Here is a 22,648-nt window from a genome sequence, read left to right on the forward strand (position 1 = left end):
CCCTCGCTCGGCGCTCGGGCTCGGACCAATCCGCATCCCACAGATCGGTCTTCGTCGCCGGCTGGCCTGGGCGGCGAACCGGCCGCTCTGACCCGCCTCCGTAACATTTCAGTAGCGGGTACTCGCCCGACACACGCCCTGCTCACCCGGCAGGCTTGTCGGTCCCCGTGACGAGCGAGAAACCGCTGCGGGGACCCCACGGTGGCGTATCAGAGCGGCCGAGACGACAGTCCCGCTCCCGGTGAATCACCACGGGCGTCGCTGCGGCACGTCGCCGTCGTGTTCCTGCGACTCGGGCTGACGGCCTTCGGCGGACCCGCCGCCCACGTCGCCATGATGGAGGAGGAGGTCGTCCGCCGCCGCGGGTGGCTGACCCACGCCGAGTTCCTCGACCTGCTCGGGGCGACCAACCTGATCCCCGGCCCGAACTCGACCGAGATGGCGATCCACATCGGTCAACGGGTGGCCGGGTGGAAGGGGTTCGCGGTCGCCGGCCTGTGCTTCATTCTCCCCGCCGCCCTGATCGTTGCGAGTCTGGCCTGGTGCTACGTCGCGTTCCGCACCCTGCCGCCGGTCGCCGGCCTGCTGTACGGGGTGAAGCCGGTGCTGATCGCGGTGGTCGCCCAGGCCCTCTGGAAGCTCGGGCGGACCGCCGTCCGGTCGCGGTTCCTGGCCCTGGTGGGCGCAGCGGCGGTGGTGCTGGCCGCACTCGGGGTTCACGAACTGGCCGTCCTGTTCGGCACCGGGCTGGTGCTGGCAACGGTCCGGGCCGCACGCCGGGACGGGGACGGGCGGCGGCAGTCGCTCGCCGTGCTCGGGCTCATCGCCCTGGTCGCCCTCCTCGCCGGTGCGGCCGTCGCGTGGCTCGGGCCGGGGTCCGGGGCAGGCGGGGCAACCGCGTTCGGGCTGTCCCCGCTGTTCCTGATCTTCCTCAAGGTCGGGGCGGTGCTGTTCGGGAGCGGGTACGTCCTGCTGGCGTACCTGCGGGCCGATCTGGTCGAGCGGCACGGGTGGCTGACCGAGGGCGAGCTGCTCGACGCGGTGGCGGTCGGGCAGGTGACGCCGGGGCCGGTGTTCACCACCGCCACGTTCGTCGGCTACCTGCTGGCCGGGCCGGTCGGGGCGGCGGTCGCCACGGTCGCCATCTTCCTCCCGGCGTTCGTGTTCGTGGCGGCGAGCGGGCCGCTCGTCCCGCGGCTGCGGCGGTCGGCGGTGGCCGGGGCGTTCCTGGACGGGGTGAACGTGGCGTCGGTGGCCCTGATGGCGGTCGTGGCCGGGCAACTCGGCCGGTCGGCCCTGGTGGACGGGGTGACGGTCGTTCTGGCCCTCGCCGCGGCGGCGCTGCTGTTGAGCGGGCGGGTGAACTCGGCCTGGCTGGTGCTCGCGGGCGGTGCAGTCGGCGTGCTGCGGGCCGTGGTGGGCGGTGAAGTCTGATGGGCAAACCCCGATCCCGGTGGAGCACCCCGAGGCGTGTCAGACGAGCGTTTCGGTGGGTCCGCTGCGGAGCAGTTGAGGCCCGGATTCGTGCCCGGCGCGAGCGTTTCGTGCGGAGTGTCGGGCGCGTTCGCGAGGCCCTCCCCCTCGCTCGCGAGGAGTCGGGGGTCGTGTGCGGGGCTCTCCCCCTCGTTCGCGAGGAGTCGGCCTCGTTCGCGAGGAGTCGGCGTCGGTTGCGGAGACCCCTCCCCCGTCCCGCCGCACAGAGGCCCGCGCCGCACCTCAACGGCCCGGCGTTCGGAACCGCCGGCTCGGGACCCGCGGACCGGGGTCTCCGGCACGCGCCCCCGGCCGTCGCGCAACCCCGGAACGGCCCACGCCGTGTGCCGAGTGCCTGAGGTCGCCGGGGTTCTGTCCGGTAGCCCTTGGTAGCAGCCGGCCCGTGGGGGCAGGCACTCCCCGCCGGGGCGTCCTGTCCTACCCATCGCCGGCCGGATGGGGTAAACTATCCTCCACTCGCGTCTTCGACTTCATCGCCCCATCACAGCGTTTGCCGGTCGCGTGGGCGGGGCCCGTCCCGCCGGGGCGGCATTCGAGACTCCGGGTGTGGGCACATGGGCGACCAGGGGAGCACGGACCGGGCCGCATGGGAGGCCGAGATGTTCCGGCTCCTGGCCGAGAACGTCACGGACTACGCCATCTTCGTGGTGGACCCGCACCGCCACATCCGGTCCTGGAACCACGGGGCGGAACGCCTCCTCGGGTTCACCGAGGGGGAGATCGTCGGGCAGCGGTGCGACCGCTTCTTCACCCCGGAGGACGTCCGGGCCGGCGTCCCCCAGAGGGAACTGGACGAGGCCCTCGCCACCGGGCGGGGCGACGACGACCGGTGGCACGTGCGGAAGGACGGCACCCGGTTCTGGGCCAGTGGGGTCGTCACCCCGCTCCGGGACGGGGGCGGCGCCCTCCGCGGGTTCGCCAAGATCATGCGGGACCGGACCGACCTGAAGCGGGCGGCGGACGCGGCCCACGAGCGGGAGCGGCAGCTCCGGCTGCTGACCGACCGCGCCCCGGTGCTCATCGCCCACTGCGACGCCGCCCGCCGGTACAAGTTCGTCAACAGGCCGTACGCGGCCCGGTTCGGCCTGCTCCCGGAACAGGTCGTCGGCCGGCACGTCCGCGACGTGCTCGGCGGGCCGGGGTACGCCGCCGTCGAGCGGCACGTCGGTGCCGTCCTGGCCGGGGGGCGGGTCGAGTTCGAGAGCGAAGTCCCCCACGCCGGGTCCGGCACCCAAACCATGCGGTGCGCCTACGACCCGGAGTTCGATGACGCGGGCCGGGTCGTCGGGTTCGTCGCCGCCATCGTCAACGTCACCGAGGGGCGGCGGGCCGGGGACGCCCTGCGGGAGAGCGAGGAGCGGCTGCGGACCCTGAGCGACAACCTGCCCGACGGGGCCGTCTACCAGGTCGAGTGCGACCCGGACGGCGGGCGGCAGTTCACGTTCATCAGTGCCGGGGTCGAGAAGCTGTTCGGGGTCACGCCCGCCGAGGCCCTGGCGGACGCAAACGCCCTCTACGGCCTGGTCCACGAGGGGGACCGCCAGCGCGTGGCCTCGGCGGAAGACGCCGCCCTCCGCTCCTCGGCCCCGTTCGACTGCGAGTTCCGGTCGTGGACCCGTACCGGCGGGGTCGTCTGGGTCCACGCCCGGTCGGCCCCCCGCCGCCTGCCGGCCGGGCAGACGGTGTGGGAGGGCGTCCTGGTGGACGTGACCGCCCGGAAGCAGGCGGACGCCGAACTCACCCGCCTCCACGCCGAGTCCGAGCGGCAGCGGCGGCTGTTCGACACCGCCCTGTCGAACACCACCGACTTCAACTTCTTGTTCGACCTCGACATGCGGGTCGTGTACGCCAACCGGGCGTTGCTCGCCCTGTGGGGGCGGACCGCCGACCAGGCCCTCGGCAAGACGCTGGCCGAGCTCGACTACCCGCCGGACGTGGAGGCCCAGGTGGCCGGCAACATCCGGCGGGTGGTCGAGACGGGCAGGTCGGTGCGGGACGAGACGCCGTACAGCGGCCCGGCCCCGACCGGGTGCTACGAGTACATCCTCACCCCGGTGCTGGAGGCGGGCCGGGTCGTCCAGGTGGCCGGGTCGAGCCGGGACATCACGCCCCGCAAGGTGATGGAGGACACGCTCCGGGACCAGGCCGAGCGGCTGCGGGACGCGGACCGGAAGAAGGACGAGTTCCTGGCGACCCTGGCCCACGAGCTGCGGAACCCGCTGGCCCCGATCAGCAACGGCCTCCACGTCATGCGGCTGTCCCCCTCCGACCCGGCGGCGGTCGAGCGGTCCCGCGGCGTCATGGAGCGGCAACTGACGCAGCTGGTCCGACTGGTGGACGACCTGCTCGACGTGTCCCGCATCACCCGGGGGAAGTTGGACCTGCGGCGGGGGCGGGTGGACGTGCGGGCGGTGGTCGGGGCCGCGGTGGAGACCAGCCGCCCGGCCGTCGAGCAGGCGGGCCACGAGCTGACGGTCGCGCTCCCGGACGGTCCGGTGGTCGTGGACGGGGACGCGGCCCGGCTCGCCCAGGTGGTGTCCAACCTGCTGAGCAACAGCGCCAAGTACACGCCCCCGGGCGGGCACATCCGGCTGGCGGTCGAGCGGGGCAACGGGGCGGTGTCCGTGTCGGTCCGGGACGACGGGGTCGGCATCCCGGCGGGGATGCTGGGCCGCGTGTTCGAGATGTTCACCCAGGTGGACCGGACGCTGGAGAAGACGACCGGCGGGCTGGGCATCGGGCTGTCGCTGGTGAAGGGGCTGGTGGAGATGCACGGCGGGACCGTCGAGGCCCGGAGCGGGGGCGAGGGCCGGGGGAGCGAGTTCGTCGTCACCCTGCCGGCCGCCGGGCCGGCGGCGGGCCACCCGGGCCGGCCGCCGGCGGGCACCGGCGACACCGGGGCCGCGCCGGCCGGTCGCCGCGTCCTCGTGGTGGACGACAACGTGGACGCGGCGGACTCGCTCGGCCAGCTCATCGAACTGCTCGGGCACGAGGCCCGCACCGCTCATGACGGCGAGGCCGGGGTGGCCGCAGCCGAGGCGTTCCGGCCCGACGTGATCCTCATGGACATCGGGATGCCCAAGCTGAACGGGTACGACGCCTGCCGCCGCATCCGGCAGCAACCGCGGGGCAAGACCGTCATCGTCGTGGCCCAAACCGGCTGGGGCCAGGACGACGACAAGCGGAAGTCGCTCGACGCCGGGTTCGACTTCCACATGGTCAAGCCGGTCGATCCCGCCGCCCTGATGCAGTTGTTGGCCGGGCTGCCGCCGGCGACGGCGTGACGGGCCGGGGGCCGGGGACGGCCCCGGCGGGTGCGGGCGGGGCCGGCACGTCGGCGGGCGGGTGCTCCCCCGGGCAGTGGCGGACCTCGACCGTGACGTGGACGAGGTCCTCGTGGACCCGCAGCCGGTCCTTGTAGTGGTCCGGCGGTTCCGGGCGGGCCGTCACCAGCCCGACGATACAGGCGAACTTGCCGGGGCCGACCCGCCAGACGTGCAGGTCAACGATCACGGCCCCGCCGCCCTCGATCACGTCGCGGATGTCTTGGACGACGGGGGCGTCCATCTCGCGGTCGAGCAGCACCCGGCTGGTCTGCCGCACCAGCCCCCACGCCCAGACGCTGATGACGACCGCCCCGGCGACCCCCATCACCGGGTCCAGCCACCCCCACCCGAACGCCCACCCGCCCAGCAACGCGGCGATGGCGAGGACCGAGGTCAGGGCGTCGGCCAGGACGTGCAGGTACGCGGCCCGCAGGTTGAGGTCGTGGTGCCCGTGCGGGCCTCCCTCGTCGTGGCCGTGGCCGTGATCGTGGGAGCCGCCCCCGTGGAGTAGCCTCGCACTCAGGAGGTTGACGAGCAGGCCGATGACCGCGACCACGACGGCCTCGTCGTACCGGATGTCCAGCGGGCGGATCACCCGGAGGAGCGACTCGTAGGCCATGTACAGGGCGACCAGCCCGAGGACGATGGCACTGGCGAACCCGGCCAGCACCCCGACCTTCCCGGTCCCGAACGCGAACCGCGGGGCGGCCGCGTGGCGGCGGGCGTACCAGTACGCGAACGCGGCGACCCCGAGGGCCGCGACGTGCGTGCCCATGTGCCACCCGTCCGCCAGCAGGGCCATCGAGTTCGTGAGCCAGCCCGCGGCGACCTCGCCCACCATCGTGACGGCGGTGAGCAGGACGACGAGCCGGGTGCCGCGCTCCCCGCGGGCGTTCTCGGAGTGGAAGGCGTGGCTGTCACACCAGCGGTCTGCGTCCGTGTGGTGCACGTCGAACTCCCGGCGGGGAGGGTCGTAATCGGCCCCGGCGCGTTTTCGTTTTTATGTGGGCGTGGTGCGAGGCCGGTCGGGACGTGAGCCAATCGGCGGGCGGCTAACTGAGGAGGGCGAGCGTCCGCGGGTACAGAGGGCAGCGGGAGCAGGGTGGGTTCGGCGGCGGGCGGTCGAGCAAGGGGCGGGCCTCGGCTCTCGGGGCCCGCCCCTTGCGGATCAACGCTTACCCGTGCCCGGCGCCGACGAGCATGACCGCCGCCATCGCGGCCATCAGGCCGTCCTCGGCCAGCGTGACGTAGGACATGGGCAGGTTGAACACCGCACCCAGGCAGGCGCACCGGATTTTCCGCCGGGCGAGCAGCGTCCGCACCACCCCGACCGTGCCGACCGACATCACGACCAGCGTGACCGCGTTCGTGATCGTCGGCCGGAACCCCGACAGGTACGCCGCCCCGAGCAGCAGTTCGATGAACGGGTAGGCGTACCCGTAGGCCCGCCACCGTGCCGCGATCACGTCGTACCCGGCGTAGGCGTCCGCGAACCCCCGCACGTCGAGCAGCTTGAAGAACGCGAAGGTCAGGAAGAACCCGCCCATGAACCGGGCCATCGCCCGCGGCCACTCGAACGCCCCGGCCTGGGCCTCCAGCAGCCCGGTCCCGAGCACCAGGAACCCGAACAGCAGGATGATCGGGTAGTAGCTGGCCCGCGGCTCGGCGCCCGCCGCGGGCGGCGCGGCGGGTTTCTCGGCGGGGCGTGCGTCGGCATGGGCGGTCCCGTTGCCGCCGGGACCGCGGGCCGGGTCGATCTCCCCGAGCACCCGGAACCCCGCCGCCGCGACCAGCCGCTCGACGGCCTCGCGTCCGACGCCCTCGCCCTCGACGGTCAGCACCTTGTCCGGGCTCTTGGTGTCCACGGACCACCGCGTGATCCGGCCCTCGCCGTTCAGGTGCGGCGTCACCGCCGCCACGCAGCGCCCGCAGTTCAGGTTCGTCTTGTACTTCTGCTCGGTCATGGCTCACTCCTCCGCGGGCGGGGTGATGTCGTCGCCCGCACCGTCACCGTCTGGGTTGTTTAGCGACTCCAGGATCGGGCAGCCCGTGGCCGGTCCGTCGCCGTGACAGGCGGCGGTCAGCACCGACAGGGCCTCCCGCATCCGGTGGAGGTCGCGGATCTTGGCCCCGATGTCCGCGATCTTGGCCGTCGCCTGGGCACGCACGTCCGACCGGGTGGCCGAGCCGTCGAGCCGCAGGGCGAGCAGGGCCTTGATCTCCTTCAGCGTGAACCCGAGTCGCTTGGCCCGCCGGATGAACCGGAGGACGGCCACGTCGTCGTCGCCGTACTGGCGGTAGCCGGACGCCCGCCGCTCCGGTTCGTCCAGCAGCCCGTGCCGCTCGTAGAACCGGACGGTTTCGATCCCGACCCCGGACCGCCTGGCGACCTGACCCACGGTGAACGTCTTCATCGCGCAACCTCCGGGGGAATCCTACACCCCGTACCGTGGTACGGGGTCAAGGAGAAAGTGACGATCCGGGGTCGGCGCCGGCGTCCGACGCCATCCGACAGATCGGATCGGTCGCCATCTCGGCTCCTCTCGCCGCCCGGGGCGGCACGGATGGACTCGGCCTACTTCCCGACCAGCGGGGCCGGTGACTTCTCATGAGTGCCGTTCGCCCCGGTGTCCGGGGCGGGCGGGGGCGGCACGACCTCCAGTCGGTTCGCGGGCGCCGCCGGTTCGTGCAGCCAGGCGTCGTCCCAGCCGCTCGGCCTGGCGTGTTGGCCGGGCGGGGGCGGCTGGTACACCGTCCGCCCGAACTTCCAGAACACCGCCGGGGTCACGATCTGGTCCAGGAGAGTGGACGCGACCAGCCCGCCGATCACCACGACCGCCAGCGGGTGCAGGATTTCCCGCCCCGGCTGCCCGCCGCCGAGGGCCAGCGGGACCAGCCCGATCACCGCCACGCACGCGGTCATCAGCACCGGGGCCAGCCGCTCCAGGCTGCCCCGGACGATCATCTCCTCGCTGAACGCCTCCCCCTCGTGTTCCATCAGGTGGACGTAGTGGGAGATCATCAGGATACCGTTCCGACTGACGATCCCGATGAGCGTGATGAACCCGACCCAGTGGGCCACCGACAGGGTGGTGGCCTCCACCCACACCAGCGGCCACCGCCACCACGGGGCCGCGTGCAGGGCCGCGTCGGTCGGGTGGTTGGCGATCATCAGGGCGATCACCGCCCCGAGGGCGGCGAGCGGGATGTTGACGAGGAGCACCTGTGCCGCCGCCCGCACCGACCCCAGGCACTTCCACAGCAGCAGGAACACCCCGGCGACGGCCAGCGCGCCGAACACGCCGAGCCGCAGGTTCGCCTCCCTCTGGGCCTCGAACTGCCCGCCGTACTCGACCCGGTAGCCGCCCGGACGGCCCCGCAGCTTCTCCTCCACCGGCCCCACCGCGGCCCGGATGTCGGCCACCACCGACCCGAGGTCGCGGCCCTGGACGTTGCACGCCACCACGATCCGCCGCTCGACGTGCTCCCGGTTGATCGTGTTCGGGCCGGTCGTGTCCTGCACGTCGGCAACCTGGCTCAGCGACACCTTCCGGCCCGAGGGGGTGTCCAGGATCGTCTTGCCGATCTCGACCGGGCTGGACCGGGCCGACTCCTCGTACCACACCACGAGGTCGAAGTACCGGTCCTCGTCCAGAACGACCGACACCCGCCGCCCCTTGTACGCCGTCTCCAGTAGCTTCGCCACGTCGCCGGGAGCGAGGCCGTGGCGGGACGCTTCCTCCCGCTTGACCTTCAGCCGGACCTGGGAGATTTCCGTCTGCGGCTCGACCTGGAGGTCCACAACCCCCGGCACCGTGCTCATCCGCTCCTGGATGTCGTAGGCGGCGGTGCGGAGGTCCCGCAGGTCCGGGCCGACCACCTTGACCGCCACCTGGGCACGCACCCCGGACATGATGTGGTCCATCCGGTGCGAGATCGGCTGGCCGACATTCACCTTCACGCCGGGGATGCCGCTCACCCGCTCCCGCACGTCGGCCACTACTTGGTCGGGGGGCCGACCGGACTTCTCGACGCCCCGCCCGTGGAGGCCGGGGATCGCCCGCAGGACGGCGTACCCCAAGCCGGGCTTGGGCCGCTCGTGCGGGGTCAGCCGCACGTCCAGTTCGGACGAGTTCACCCCCTCGGCGTGCTCGTCCATCTCGGCCCGGCCCGTCCGCCGGGACACCGACGCCACTTCCGGCACCCGGAGGATCAACGCCTCGGCCCGCCCGGCGACCCGGTTGCTCTCGTCCAGGCTCGTCCCCGGCTCGGTCTGGACGTTGACGGTCAGCGTCCCCTCGTTGAACGGCGGCAGGAACTCCGACCCCATCCGCGACAGGGCGAGCACCGACAGCCCGGCGAGCACGGCCACGGCGGCGACGATCTTCCGCGGGTGCCGCAGCGACCGCCGTACCAGCCGGGTGTCTAGCCACTTCAGCCCCCGTAGCAGGAACGGGTCACGCCTCCTCTCCATGAACCGGGCGTCCGGCAGCAGCACCGAGGCGAGGGCCGGCGTGACCGTCAGGGACACGAGCAGAGAAGCCAGCAACGACACCATGTACGCCAGCCCGAGCGGGGCGAACATCCGCCCCTCCAGCCCGGAGAGGGCGAACAGCGGCAGCACCACCAGGCAGACGATCATCGTGGCGTAGACGACGGAGCCGCGGACCTCCTGGGAGGCCCGGAACACGACCAGCAGCGACGGGTCGGGGGCGGCCCTCCCGCGGTTCTCCTTCAGCCGGCGGTAGATGTTCTCCACGTCCACGATGGCGTCGTCCACGAGTTCCCCGACGGCCACCGCGATCCCGCCGAGGGTCATGGTGTTGATCGTCACCCCGAGCCAGTGGAAGACCAGTGCGGTGACGAGGATCGAGATCGGGATGGCGGTCAGGGTGATGACGCTGGTGCGGACGTTCCAGAGGAACAGAAACAGCACGACGAACACCCAGACGGTGCCGTCCCGGATCGCCTCCACCACGTTGTCCACCGCCGCCTGGATGAAGTCCGACTGGCGGAACACCCGGCGTTCGACCTTCACGTCCGGCGGCAGGTCGCGTTGCAGGTCGTCCAGCACCCGGTCGATCCGCGGGGTCAACTCCAGCGTGTTGGCGTTCGGCTGCTTCTGCACCGTCAGGATGACCGCCGGCCCGCCCACCGTCGCCCCGCCCTCCCGGACCCGCACGCTCCCGTCGCCCCGCTGCACGGGTCCGCCGAACCGCACGTCGGCCACGTCCCTGATCCGCACCGGGCGGGGGTCACGCCACAGCACCGGCGTCTCCGCAATCTCCTCCAGGGTGAGGCTCTGGCCGCTGATGCGGATGAGCGACTCCTTCGGGGACCGGACCATGACCCCGCCGCCCGCCAGCACGTTCGCCCTCTCGGCGGCGTCGGTCAACTGTTGCAGGGTGACGTTCTCGGCCGCGAGCCGGGCCGGGGACGTGACGACCTGGTACTGCTTGAGCGTCCCGCCCATGACCGTCACCTGGGACACCCCCTCGACGGCCATCAGCCGGTTCCGCAGGGTGAACTCCGCGACCGTGCGCACCTCCATCGCCTTCGCCCGCCGCTCCTCCGGGGTCTTCGGGTCGGCGTCGGACCGGACGCCGAGGATCATGACCTCGCCCATGATGGACGAGATCGGGGCCATCACCGGGTCGGCCCCCTGGGGCATCCGGTCGCGGGCCAGTTGCAGCTTCTCGGCCACCACCTGGCGGTCCTGGTAGATGTCGGTGCCCCACTCGAACTCGACCCACACGACCGACAGCCCGATGCCCGACGCCGACCGCACCCGCCGCACCCCGGTGGCCCCGTTCAGTTGGTACTCCAGGGGCCGGGTGACGAGGGCCTCGACCTCCTCGGGGGCGAGGCCGGGGGCCTCGGTGAGCACGGTGACGGTGGGCCGGTTCAGGTCCGGGAACACGTCCACCGGGGTGCGGGCGAGTTCGTACACCCCGTACACGCTGACCGCGAGTGCGGCCAGGAGGACGAGCACCCGGTTCTTCAGGGAGAATGCGATGACCCGCGTGAGCATGGTGGTTCCGCTACTTGATGCCGGCGTAGGCGGTCTGCAACTCGGCGGTCCCCCGGACGGCCACCGGGTCGCCGGGGTTCAGCCCGCGGGTGATCTCCACGAACCGGTCGTCGGCCCGGCCGAGTTCGACCTCCAACCGCTCGAACGCCCCGTCCGGCCGGCGGACGAAGGCGTAGGGCCGCGTCCCCTCGTACACCAGGGCGGACCGCGGGACGGCCAGGGCGGGCCGGGGCCGACCGAGGACGAGCGTGAGGCGGGCGAGTTGGTTGTGCCGGAGCGGCTGGGCCGGCGGGCGGTCGAGTTCGGCCCAAACGGACAGGGTGCGGGAGTCGGGGCCGAACACCCGCCCGCTCCGGGCCACCGTGCCTTCGGCCAGGAACGCCGGGTCGCCTGACACCCGCACCCGCACCCGCTGGCCGACCCGGACGCGGCCCAGGTCGCGCTCGGAGACGTACCCCTGGATCACGGGCCGGGTGAGGTCGTGGACGGCGAACAGCGGCTCCTCGGCCCTGACGGCTTGGCCCAGGGTGCGGTCGAACCCGACGACCACCCCGTCGATTGGCGACCGCACCGGCACGGTCTCGGCCACCGCCCCGGTCTTCAGCACGGCGGCGATCCGGTCGTCGGCCAAGCCGGCGACCCGGAGCTTGCGTCGGAGGGTGTCCTGCTGCTGCCGGCCGGCGTTCACCAGGGCCTCTTGCTCCAGCACCTTTCGGCGGGGGGTGGCGTCCCCGCTGGCCTTGAGCCGCCCGTAAGTGTCCTCCTGCAACTCGCCTTCCAGGTGTGCCCGGAGGTAGTCCAACTGGAGGGCGTGCAGGTCGAGGCTGACGACCTCCGCGAGTACGTCCCCGGCCTTGACCGGCTGGCCCCGGTCCACCAGGACTCGGCTCACGGTGCCGGCCAGCGGGGACGAGGCGGACGCCCGGCGGGCCGGCGGCAGGTCCACGGCCCCGTCGATCTCGGCCACGTCCTCGACCGCCCGCAGACCCGCCGGTTCGACCTCCAGGCCGATGCCGCGGGCCGCCTCGGGACTCGGACGGAGGACGCCCTGGGCGAACAGCCCGGCCAGTTCGTGGCCCCCGCGGACCACCACCCGGTCGCCGGGGAACAGCCCGCCGGACCCGACCTCGACCCACCCGCCGGCCTGCCGCCCGACCGCCACGGCCCGCCGCCGGTACTCGGACCCGCCGGTCGCCCCGGCCTCTTCGACCAGGACGTGGTGCTCGGCCCCCTCGCGGGCGACCGCCCCGGCGGGGACCGCCGTCGCCGCCGCCGGGCCGGGCAGGAGCAGCCGGGCCTCCCCGGACATGCCCGGGAGGAGGCGGGGGTCGCCGCCGGGCGGGTTCGGGAGTTCGGCCCAGACGGCGTTCAGGTGGGTCCGCGGGTCGAGGAACACCCCCTTCACCTTGACCGCCGCCCGGAACACGTCGCCGGGGTAGGCGGTCAGCCGGACCTCGACCTGCTGGCCGACCTCAACTCGGTGCAGGTCTTGCTCCAGCACGTCGATCCTGACCCAGACGGACGACAGGTCCACGACCTCGAACAGGTGCTCCAGCGGCTCGACCACCTTGCCCACAGCCAGGTCGGCGTGGACGACCGTCCCCCGGACCGGCGTGCGGACGGGAAACGTCCGGGGCTGCGGCTTGCCGGCCCGGAGGAGGGTATCGAGGTCGGGACCGGGCAGCCCGAGGCCCGCCCACTTGGCCCTCGCCACCGCCAGGGCGTTCTGGTCCTGTCGGTGCTTCGTCCGGGCGTCGAGCAAGCCCTGGCCCGCCACCGCCCCCGCCTTGACGGACGGTTCGAGGTCGGTGACGATCTTCTCGGACAGCCGGGCGTCGTTCCGGGCGTTCAGCAGTTCGAGTTGCAGGGACTCCAACTCGACCGACTCGACCTCCGCGAGCACCTGGCCGGCGGCGACGGTCTGGCCGGGCCGGGCGTGCAGCTTGGCCACGCGGCCCGCCACCCGCGAGGACGCGAAGGCGTGGTTCTGCCACGGGGCGGTCAGTGCCGCGTAGGCCAGCACGCTCTCGGTGACGGGCCGGGACTCGACCTCGGCGGTCTGCACGTCCAGGGCCTCGCGGGCGTCCCGGCTGAGGACGATCTGGCCCGTCGCGGCGTCCACCTGGGCACCGCGGGTGGGCAGCGGGGCGTGCCCCTCGTGGGCCAGCACCCACGTCGCGGCGGCCGTCAGCAGTACGGCGGCGGCCAGAGCGGCGGGCCGGGCGAGCCGGCGGGAGCGGGTCGGACGCATGGCATCACCGGCTGGGGTGTCACGGACGGGCCGACCCCGCGTCGGCCCGGCGAACGAACCGGGTCACTTCTTGTCCTTCTCGGCCTTCGCCTCGGCCTTGAGGTCCGCGGCCGTCGCCAGCGTCTTGTCCGGGTCGGCCAGGGCCTTCTTCCGGCAGCCCTTGCAGCAGATGAACACCGGCTGGTCGTTGACCACGACTTTGAGCGGCGGACCCATCGACCCGAGCCGCTCGGTCGTGTTGATCGCACACCACTCCTGTGCGTCCACCAGGGCACGGTCCTCGGGCGACAACTTCTCCCGCTCGGCCCTGACCTCGGCGGCGTGGGCGGCGGGCGGGGCCTTGGCCGCCCCCTTGCCCTCGCCCGCCGGGTCAGGGCCGGGCCCCTTGTCGCCGCCCGAGCAGCCGGCGAGCCCGAGGGGCACCAGCAGCACCAGGGCTGCGAGCCCGCCGCCCGCCCGCCGCGTCCGTGTTCGAGAGTGCATGGCGTCGTCTCCTTCGTGTCCGGGTGGGTGGTTACTTCTTCGTGTAGTCGCCCGCGGGCCTGACCCCGTCCGGCTCGTCCTTGGCGAGTTGCACGAACTCGTCCACGCACGGCGGGCAGCAGAACTGGTACGCCTGCCCGCCGACCACCCAGGTGAACGCCGGGCTGGCCTTGGTCATCGAGATCGGGCACACCCGGTCCCCGGCCCGCGGCTTCGCGTCGTGCTGGGCCTTCAGCCCCTTGAACTTCACGGACGCGACGACCCCGCCGTTGGCCGCGATGTCGGCCGCGGTGTACTTCCCGCCCGGCGTCAGGTAGAGCGCCTTCTCGTCGGCGTCGAGAACCTTGGCGGCCGGTCCGGCTTCGGGGTGGGCGACCGGTGCCGACGTGAACCCGACCCGGAACCGCTCGCCCCCGATGCGGACGGACGGGATCGTGACCTCGACCTGCTTGCCCCACAGGTCGCGGGGGAGTTTGCCCACGAACTGCGAGGTCTTGCCGGGTGAGTCCCCCGGCTGGGGTTCGGCCCTGAAGAGGAACGCCGTGGCCCCGGCCCCGCCCTCCGGCTTGGCGTAGGCGTTCAGCGGCTCGGCCTCGACCTCGACCACCTTGGCCTCGTCCGGGCCGAGCGTGTAGAAGCGGATCACCCCGTCCTTCTCGAACACGGCCTCGCCGTGGTAGTTGTCCCGCCCGATGGGGACGATGGTGCCGCCGTGGGCGGTCGGCTTGTGTCCGTGGTCGCCGGCTTTGGCGTCGGGGCCGGGCTTGGCGGGCGTCGGCCCAGGGGCCGCGGCGGGGGGCGGCGCCGGGGTGTCGGGCGAGCCGTTGCACCCGGCCAGGGCGACGACGGCCCCGATGGCGAACGGGGCGGCGAGCAAACGCAAGGTACGCAGCATGATCCTGCTCCCGGGTAGGAGGAACCGTGGACGGCTTGGGGCCGGCCACTCGTGGTAGAGTCGAGACGGACCGCGGCACCACGACCGGTTCGCGGGCGGCGTCGTCCGGGTCAAGGGCGGATGCTTACGACAGTGGGCGGAACGCGGAACGGCCAACGGCGAGACGCCATGCGGGCGTCCTCGCGGGCCTGCGTGGAAGGTGTGTTAGCAGCGGAGCATGTGCGGGGCGTTGAGCAGTCGCCAGGACGTGAGGCGTTGACCGGGGGGCGAAGGCCCGCCCTCGGAGTCGGGGTCGAAGCCAACCAACGGCTCGGCAGCGGACGCCACGGTGTACAGGAGGTCGGCGGTCAGGAGGCGGGCGGCGTCCTGGGCCGCGGACGCCGCGGGCGAGGTCGCGTCGGGCGTCCGCTTACCGTCCTTGTCCTTGCACGGACAATGGTGTTTGCCCGGTTTCGGTGCGGGCTGCGACTCGTCGCGGTCGCTCGCCAAGTGACACGAGACGGTTGCGGCCTGTTCAGCGGGGGCGTGCTCGCAGCAGCACGGCGGTGTGCGGTCGGGCGAGGGGGCCGCGGGGCCGGGGGCGGACTGCGTGGCGGTAGCGGCGTACCCGGTCGTGCAGCAGCAGAGGCTCGGCCCCGCCACCAGCACGAATGTCATGTAGATCGCCACGAGTCGCCGGATCATCATTTCGCCCAAGGCTAAGTGCGAACGAACCTTCACCCACCATCTGATACGGTATCCAACGACCCGGGGCCGGTCAACCGCAACGGTGGGTCCGTCGCGGGAGGGCGCGTCACCAGAATCCGGGCCGAAGCGGGTGAGCCGTGGCGCGTCGTTGTGGTGCGGTGCGAGAATGGTTCCGGGCGACTCCCCCACCCCACGTCCGGAACCATTCCATTCATCCGGAAGAAACTACGTTGGAGTGTTCCCCCGGAGTCTGCACCACACCAGACTCCCGTGCCGCACCCTCGCCGGGACACTCCAACCAGTTGATACCGGCGAACGAATAACCTTCTTACTGCCCGACTTTCCACTTCACCACGACCGGCGTCCTGGCCGGCAAGTACCCAGGGCCGGTCACGGCGGATGGGCCCGCGGTGCGTCGGCGGCTGGCTGGGGGTAGTGCTCGGGTTCGGGCCTTTCGGGCCGGCGGCGCCACTCCACCGGAGGCCCTCGGGCGGGGCGGCAGCGGCTCGTCCGGCACGACCACCGTGGCGTCGAGGTCACCGACCCTGAAGTCGTGCCGGGCGAACCCCTGCCACGTAGTCGGCGTGCCGGGGAACGGCTTCGGCTCCGCGGCCGTGGCCGCCGTTGCGAGCGTAATGGTGGCGAAGAGGACGAGCGCGGGGCGGGCGGTCGTGGGGCCCCCGGTGCGGGTACGAGGAGCCGGGTATAGTCTACGGGTGGCGGGTCGGGACGCGGTTCGGCCGGCGCCCCCTCACGAATCCGACCACCGTCGGTCCGCCCACGAGCCCCCGAAGCACAACCATCCACACGGAGTACGACGTTGAACCCCTTGAACCGCCGCAACTTCCTGTTCACCTCGTCCGGGGCCGCCGGGTCGCTGCTGGTGCCCGGACTGGCCGAGGCCGACGAGGCCGGCGAGTCGCCGCACGCCGGGAGCGGCCTGATCACCGGCACCCCGAAGCCCCTGAAGCACAAGGAGGTGCCCGGCTTCCTGAGTGCCGCCCAGATCAGCCCGCACCACACGGCCCACTACGGCGGGGCGTTGAAGGCGTTCGCCGCGGCCGACGCGAGGTTCGAGGAGGGCTTCACGAAGGGCACCGCCATCGACCCCGCGGCGTTCGAGCGGCTCAAGCAGATCCAGTCGAGCCGCGGCAACAGCGTGATCCTGCACGAGCTGTACTTCGACGGGCTGGCCCTGAAGGCGGCCGCCCCGCCGGAGGGGATCCGGAGGGCGGTCGAGAAGCGGTTCGGGTCGCTCGACAAGTGGGCCGCGGACTTCGTCGCGAGTGCGAAGGCGGCGGAGGGGTGGGCGATGCTGGTGGCCCACCCGGTCAACGGGCGGCTGTACAACGTGGTCAGCGACGAGCACGCGCAGGGGCCGCTGTGGCTGGCCGCCCCGCTCGTGGTGATCGACGTGTACGAGCACGCGTTCTACGTCGACTACCGGAACAACAAGGCCGAGTACGTCGAGAAGTTCCTCACGTTCGCCGACTGGGCCGAGGCCGAGAAGCGGTACCGGGCGGTGGTCAAGGGCTGACCGCGTTCGCACCTCCCCGCCGGGCGCTGCGGCCGGGCAACTCCGGCCGGCATCCCGCGGGAGCGGCGGTGCCGTGCCGGTCGGGACCTCGCTACCCACGCGGCCCGCGGGCCCGGGGCGTGTGGCCGCTCGTGCGGCACGGGAGCCAACCGTTCACTTCGCCGCCCCCGCCCGCGCCAACTTGATCCACTCGACCTCCAGCTTGAACGGCCCGGCCCTCTTGTCGCTCAGCATGAAGCCCAGGGCGTTGACTTCTTCCGGGTTCACCGCACCGGCGTCCTCGACGACCCGGCCGAACGAAGTCGCCTTGAACGACTCCAGCGGCACCTCCACCTCGATCCACTCGTCCTTCCGGGTCGGAACGGCGGCCCGGTACGAGAAGGCCGTCCGCGGCGTGTTGACGTAGAGGTTGAGCGTGTACTCCCGGCCGTCGCCCCGGATTCGGGCGACGAGGGTGTCGCCCCTCTCCAGACCGAGCTTCTCGGCCTCGGACCGCACCGAGGCGAAGCCGCCGTTGTTCTCCAGCGACAACGCGCCGAAGAACTCCAGTGTCCTCTTGTCGGTGACCTGGAACGTGCCCTCGGAGTCGCCGCCCATCACACCGTCGTTGACCGTCCTCCACTCCCCGGCGGCACCGGCCCCGGTGAAGTCGAACAGGACGTGCGGTTCGTCGTTGGCCATCGCCGTTGTCACCATAAGTCGGCCTATCCGGACAGCTCCGCGTGTCGATTTCATGCGGCAGCGCCTCGCTCAGTTGCTCGCGCAATGCCTCATCGTCACAGGCCGGGGGTGGCGCTCCTCGCTCCGGCCCGAACACTTTCAGCCGACCTCAGCCGGTGGTCTGGAAGACTTCGGGGATCGGTGCCGTCGCGTTCACGGACCGGAACACGGCCGCCGCCGAGTCCCGCCCGAACCGCTTCTGGGTGCGGCGGACCAGCGGGTAGCCGAGCCGGGTCAGGACGTGGTTCGGGCGGGAAAAGGCCAGGACGTCGTACCACACGCCGTTCCCGCCCCGGTCCCACTCGATCAGGAACCGTTCCTCGCCGCTCTCGACGTGGCCGGGCAGGGTGCCGTACGCGAACCCGAACCGGCGGACCGGCCCCGCCTCGTCCACGGCGTACACGATCCGGCACGCGTTGAGCCACCACAGCCCGACGGCCCGCCCCATCACGGCCACGACCCCGCCGGGCCGGACCGGCGCGTCCGGGGGCCACGCCTCGACCCACCCCAGGCGGAACTGCTCCCACCGCCGCAGGGCGTCACACGCCGCACGGAACACCGCATCGCCCTCGCCCAGCCTCACGCGGGTGCGGTCCGCCACGAACCCGGCGGGCGGCGCCGCGGCGGTCGCCCCCACCGCCGCGTAGGTGAAGTCCCGTTCCGCCTGTCCCGCCAGGAACCGGCGGACGGAGTCGGGGGGCGGTTTTCGCAGCGACAACATCCCCACCTTCGACCTCGCCCCGGAGTCGGGCCTGTGCCGCGGTTCGAGAACCGGTAAGACAGCCTCGTCGGGACTTGAACCGCAAAGCAACCCGCTTCCCAACCGGGGGTCAGGGGAGGGCGATGCCGCTGCCGGAGCCGACGGGTCCAGAAGTCGCGAAAGATCCCATCATCTTGCTGGCGGGCGCGTCGGGGTACGTCGGCGGGCGGCTGCTCCCGCTGCTCGAACGGCGGCCGGTCGTCCTGCGCTGTCTGGCCCGGAACCCGGACAAACTGCGCCCCCTCGTCAGCGAGTCCACGCAGGTCGTTCGGGGCGACGTGCTCGACCCCTCGTCGCTGGGCGAGGCGCTCCGGGGCGTCCACACGGCGTACTACCTCGTCCACCTGATGTCGGGATCGAAGGACTTCGAGAAGGAGGACCGGCAGGCGGCGACCAACTTCGCCCGGGCCGCGACGGCGGCCGGGGTGCGGCGGATCGTCTACCTCGGCGGCCTGGGCGACGACGCCGACCCGGACCTCTCGCCCCACCTGCGGAGCCGGCACGAGGTCGGCCGAATCCTGAACGGGTCCGGCGCCGAGACGATCGAGTTCCGGGCGTCGCTGGTGATCGGCACGGGGAGCCTGTCGTTCGACCTGGTGAAGTCGCTGACCGACCGGCTCCCGGTGATGCTCTGCCCCCGCTGGCTCACCACCCCCACCCAGCCCGTCGCCGTCGACGACGTGCTGGCCTACCTGCTGGCGGCGAGGGACCTGCCCCCGGGGGCGAGCCGCGTCTTCGAGATCGGGAGCCCGGACGTCACCACCTACGGCGGCATGATCCGCGAGTACGCCCGGCAGCGGGGGCTGCGGCGGTGGCTGGTCTCGGTGCCGGTGCTCACGCCGTACCTGTCGAGCCTGTGGCTGGCCCTGGTGACGCCCGCCGCCTTCGAGGTCGGCCGGCACCTGATTGAGGGGCTGAAGAACCCCACCGTGGTCCGGGACGCGACGGCCCTGGGGGTCTTCCCGGTCCGCCCGATGGGGGTTCGGGAGGCGATCCGGAAGGCCCTCACCGGTTCGCCCACGTGACCGCGAGTTGCAGCACGGTCGCGGTCCCCGCCCTCACGGGGTCCGTCACGACGCGGGCCGCCGCTCCGGACCCGGTCCCGGACCCGCCGCCCGCGTCGTGACGGACCGTCCCCGCGGGGGTATGATGGCCTCTCGCGGCCGCCGCCCCGGCCCACCACACGTCCACGACGGCTCGTTCGGGCGGGCACGCCCGCCGGTCAGGCCGCGTTCACGGAGCGATGCGGCGGCCATGATCGAACAAGGACAAAGCGAGCGGGCGGCGTGGGAGGGGGAGATGTTCCGGCTCCTGGCCGAGAACGTCCTCGACTACGCCATCTTCGTCGTCGACCCGCACCGGCACATCCTCTCGTGGAGCAAGGGGGCCGAGCACCTCCTCGGCTTCACCGAGGCCGAAATCCTGGGGCGGCAGTGCGACTGCTTCTTCACCCCGGAGGACGTCCGCGCCGGCGTCCCCCAGAGGGAACTGGACGAGGCCCTCCGCACCGGCCGCGGGGACGACGACCGCTGGCACCAGCGGAAGGACGGCACCCGGTTCTGGGCCAGCGGGGCCGTCACCCCGCTCCGGGACGAGGGCGGGCGGCTCCGCGGGTTCGCCAAGATCATGCGCGACCGCACCGACCTGAAGCGGGCCCAGGACGAGCTGGCCGCCAGCCGGAAGCGGCTCCAGGCCCTGTTCGACAACACCCTCGACGCCGTCCTGCTGGCCGACGACCGCGGCCGGTACGTGGACGCCAACGCGGCCGCCTGCACGCTCCTCGGCTACGGGCGGGACGAGTTGCTCCGGCTGGGGGTCGCGGACGTCACCCCGGCCGCGAACGCCGACGCCGGGCGGGCCGCCTGGGCCGCCTTCCTCCGCGACGGCCGGCAGGAGGGGGAGTTCACCGTCCGCCGCAAGGACGGCGCGACCGCCGTGGTCGAGTTCCGGGCGGTGGCGAACGCCCAGCCGGGGCTGCACCTGTCGGTCCTCCGCGACGTGACCGAGCGGGGGCGGGTGCGGGCCGCCCTGGAGCAGAGCGAGGCCCGGCTGGCCGGGGCCCAGCGGATCGCCGGGGTGGGCAGCTGGGAGGTCGACTGGCCGACCCAGCGGGTGCGGTGGTCGGCCGAGACGTACCGGCTCCTGGGCGTCGACCCGGCGGCGTACGAGCCGACCGTCGAGGGCTACCTCGCCCTCGTGCCGGACGAGGACCGCCCGGCCGTCCTCCGCGCGAGGGACGCCGCCCTGGCCGGGGCGGCCGCGTACCGGGTGGACCACCGCGTCGTGCGCCCCGACGGGTCGGTGCGGTGGGTGAGCGAGCAGGCCGAGGTCGAGTTCGGGCCGGGCGGACCGGTCCGGGTCTTCGGCACCGTGCTCGACGTCACCGACCGGGTGCGGGCCGGGGAGGCGCTGCGGGCGAGCGAGGAGCGGCTGCGGACGCTGAGCGACAACCTGCCCGACGGGGCCGTGTACCAGGCGGTCGCCGCCCCGGGCGGCGGGCGGCGGTTCGCGTTCATCAGTGCCGGCGTCGAGCGGGTGTTCGGCGTCACCCCGGCCGAGGCGGCGGCCGACGCGGCCGCCCTGTACGGACTGGTCCACGAGGACGACCGGGACCGGCTCGCCGCGGCCGAGGCGGCGGCCCTCCGCGACAACGCCCCGTTCGACTGCGAGTTCCGGTCCCGCACCCGGGGCGGGGACGTGCGGTGGGTCCACTGCCGGTCGGCCCCCCGCCGGCTCCCGACCGGGGAGACGGTGTGGGAGGGGATCGTGATGGACGTGACCGCCCGCAGGCGGTCCGAGCGGGAGGCCCAGGTCCACCGGGACCGGCTCGACCTCGTCGTGAACTCGGTGGACATCGGGCTGTGGTACTGCGACCTGCCGTTCGGCGAGCTCGTGTGGAACGCGAAGGTGAAGGAGCACTTCGGCCTGCCGCCCGACGCGGACGTGACCATCGACACGTTCTACGACCGGCTGCACCCGGCCGACCGGGAGCGGACGCGGGGGGCCATCGAGGCGTCGATCCGGGACCGGACCGGGTACGACATCGAGTACCGGACGGTCGGCCCGGACGGCCGGGAGCGGTGGGTGCGGGCCATCGGGCGGACGTTCTACGCCCCGTCGGGGGAGCCGGTCAGCTTCGACGGGGTCACGGTGGACGTGACCCAGCGGGTGCGTCAGGAGGAGGCCCTCAAGGACGCCGACCGGCGGAAGGACGAGTTCCTCGCCACCCTGGCCCACGAGCTGCGCAACCCGCTGGCCCCGCTCCGCAACGGGCTCCAGATCCTGCGCCTGTCGCGGGGCGACGCGGCGGCGGCCGACCGGGCGATGGGGATGATGGACCGGCAACTCGGCCAGATGGTCCACCTGGTGGACGACCTGCTCGACGTGTCCCGCATCACCCGCGGCAAGCTCCACCTGCGGCGGGACCGGGTCGAACTGGCGGCCGTCGTCCGGAACGCGGTCGAGGCGAGCCGCCCGCTCGTCGAGGCCGCCGGCCACCGCCTGGCGGTTTCGCTCCCGCCGGAGCCGGTCCACCTAGACGCCGACCCGACCCGTCTGGCCCAGGTGCTGTCGAACCTGCTGACCAACGCGGCCAAGTACACCGAGCGGGGCGGCGACATCCGGCTGGCGGCCGAGCGGCGGGGCGACGGGGTCGTCGTTTCGGTGCGGGACACGGGGATCGGGATCGCGGCCGAGCACCTGCCGCGGCTGTTCGAGATGTTCAGCCAGGTGGACTCGGCCCTGGAGCGGAGCCCGGGCGGGCTGGGCATCGGCCTGGCCCTGGTGCGGGGCCTGGTCGAGATGCACGGCGGCACCGTCGAGGCCCGGAGCGAGGGCCGCGGCCGGGGCAGCGAGTTCGTCGTCCGCCTGCCGCTCCCCGGCGACCCGCCCGCGGGGCCGGCGCGTGCCGACGACGACAGCGGGCCGGCCGCGGCCCGGCCGCGGCGGCGCGTCCTGGTGGCCGACGACAACCGGGACGCGGCCGACAGCCTGGCCGAGATGCTGCGGCTCTTCGGGCACGAGGTCCACGCCGCCCACGACGGCCGGGAGGCGGTGGAGGCGGCCGCGTGGTTCCGGCCGGAGGTGGCCCTTCTGGATATCGGCATGCCCCGCCTGAACGGGTACGAGGCCGCCCGCCTGATTCGCGAGCAGGCGGACCGGCGGCGGGTGGTGCTGGTGGCGGTCACCGGCTGGGGGCAGGAGGACGACCGGCGGCGGGGGGCCGAGGCGGGGTTCGACGCGCACCTGACCAAGCCGGTCGCCCCGGCCGACCTCGACCGCCTCCTGACGGGCCTCACCCCGCAGGGGTAGACGGGTCGGTCGCACCCGGCGTTCTCGGTCGGGCCCGACGGGAAAGTCGCCGTCGGCCAACAACGCCCCGCAGCGAACACGTGAGCGGACCAGTCGAGGAGCGGCTTCTCGTGCCGGGGCAAGACTCCGAGCCCGCCGCCCTTGATTCGGGCG

At 73.0% G+C, this 22,648-nt stretch carries 15 protein-coding genes; 5 read left to right on the forward strand and 10 right to left on the reverse strand.

What is annotated here, in order from left to right; genetic code table 11:
• Window positions 1-201: 201 nt before the first annotated feature.
• Window positions 202-1,434 (forward strand): chromate efflux transporter, encoded by a 1,233-nt coding sequence (gene chrA, locus ACTIGN_RS33750; protein WP_439632293.1) that lies wholly within the window; start codon window positions 202-204, stop codon window positions 1,432-1,434.
• Between the two features lie 614 nt (window positions 1,435-2,048).
• On the forward strand, window positions 2,049-4,778 hold the full coding sequence (locus ACTIGN_RS33755) for a hybrid sensor histidine kinase/response regulator (RefSeq protein ID WP_439632295.1): 2,730 nt from the start codon (window positions 2,049-2,051) through the stop codon (window positions 4,776-4,778).
• Here ACTIGN_RS33755 and dmeF read toward each other — a convergent pair.
• The 8 genes from dmeF to ACTIGN_RS33795 form a co-directional block, all read right to left on the reverse strand.
• Entirely contained in the window at window positions 4,714-5,769 is a 1,056-nt protein-coding gene (dmeF, locus tag ACTIGN_RS33760; protein WP_439632297.1) for a CDF family Co(II)/Ni(II) efflux transporter DmeF, read from the reverse strand. The genes ACTIGN_RS33755 and dmeF overlap by 65 nt on opposite strands.
• Window positions 5,770-5,995: 226 nt before the next feature.
• Entirely contained in the window at window positions 5,996-6,784 is a 789-nt protein-coding gene (locus tag ACTIGN_RS33765) for a heavy-metal-associated domain-containing protein (protein WP_439632299.1), read from the reverse strand.
• 3 nt (window positions 6,785-6,787) lie between these two features.
• Complete coding sequence (locus tag ACTIGN_RS33770) at window positions 6,788-7,234, reverse strand: MerR family transcriptional regulator (RefSeq protein WP_439632301.1); 447 nt, start codon at window positions 7,232-7,234, stop codon at window positions 6,788-6,790.
• A 161-nt stretch (window positions 7,235-7,395) separates the two neighbouring features.
• Complete coding sequence (locus tag ACTIGN_RS33775) at window positions 7,396-10,851, reverse strand: efflux RND transporter permease subunit (RefSeq protein WP_439632303.1); 3,456 nt, start codon at window positions 10,849-10,851, stop codon at window positions 7,396-7,398.
• A 10-nt stretch (window positions 10,852-10,861) separates the two neighbouring features.
• Window positions 10,862-13,102: an efflux RND transporter periplasmic adaptor subunit gene (locus ACTIGN_RS33780; RefSeq protein WP_439632305.1), complete on the reverse strand. Its 2,241-nt coding sequence runs from the start codon at window positions 13,100-13,102 to the stop codon at window positions 10,862-10,864.
• Between the two features lie 63 nt (window positions 13,103-13,165).
• Entirely contained in the window at window positions 13,166-13,585 is a 420-nt protein-coding gene (locus tag ACTIGN_RS33785) for a hypothetical protein (protein WP_439632307.1), read from the reverse strand.
• 31 nt (window positions 13,586-13,616) lie between these two features.
• A complete protein-coding gene (locus tag ACTIGN_RS33790; RefSeq protein ID WP_439632309.1) occupies window positions 13,617-14,480 on the reverse strand; it encodes a hypothetical protein in 864 nt (287 codons plus the stop codon).
• Between the two features lie 204 nt (window positions 14,481-14,684).
• On the reverse strand, window positions 14,685-15,164 hold the full coding sequence (locus ACTIGN_RS33795; protein WP_439632311.1) for a hypothetical protein: 480 nt from the start codon (window positions 15,162-15,164) through the stop codon (window positions 14,685-14,687).
• An 823-nt stretch (window positions 15,165-15,987) separates the two neighbouring features.
• Between ACTIGN_RS33795 and ACTIGN_RS33800 the strand changes: the two genes are divergently transcribed.
• Window positions 15,988-16,704 carry a superoxide dismutase gene (locus tag ACTIGN_RS33800; RefSeq protein WP_439632313.1) on the forward strand — a complete coding sequence of 239 codons (717 nt, stop codon included), beginning with the start codon at window positions 15,988-15,990 and terminating at the stop codon, window positions 16,702-16,704.
• A 153-nt stretch (window positions 16,705-16,857) separates the two neighbouring features.
• On the opposite strand, the gene ACTIGN_RS33805 is transcribed toward ACTIGN_RS33800, so the two are convergent.
• Complete coding sequence (locus ACTIGN_RS33805; protein WP_439632315.1) at window positions 16,858-17,385, reverse strand: CIA30 family protein; 528 nt, start codon at window positions 17,383-17,385, stop codon at window positions 16,858-16,860.
• 148 nt (window positions 17,386-17,533) lie between these two features.
• A complete protein-coding gene (locus tag ACTIGN_RS33810; protein WP_439632316.1) occupies window positions 17,534-18,145 on the reverse strand; it encodes a DUF1990 family protein in 612 nt (203 codons plus the stop codon).
• 122 nt (window positions 18,146-18,267) lie between these two features.
• On the opposite strand from ACTIGN_RS33810, the gene ACTIGN_RS33815 reads away from it, so the two are divergent.
• On the forward strand, window positions 18,268-19,209 hold the full coding sequence (locus ACTIGN_RS33815; RefSeq protein ID WP_439632318.1) for an NAD(P)H-binding protein: 942 nt from the start codon (window positions 18,268-18,270) through the stop codon (window positions 19,207-19,209).
• 229 nt (window positions 19,210-19,438) lie between these two features.
• On the forward strand, window positions 19,439-22,495 hold the full coding sequence (locus ACTIGN_RS33820) for a PAS domain S-box protein (RefSeq protein WP_439632320.1): 3,057 nt from the start codon (window positions 19,439-19,441) through the stop codon (window positions 22,493-22,495).
• The last annotated feature ends 153 nt before the right edge of the window (window positions 22,496-22,648 follow it).

Source organism: Gemmata sp., from assembly GCF_051859125.1.
Classification (GTDB): domain Bacteria; phylum Planctomycetota; class Planctomycetia; order Gemmatales; family Gemmataceae; genus Gemmata.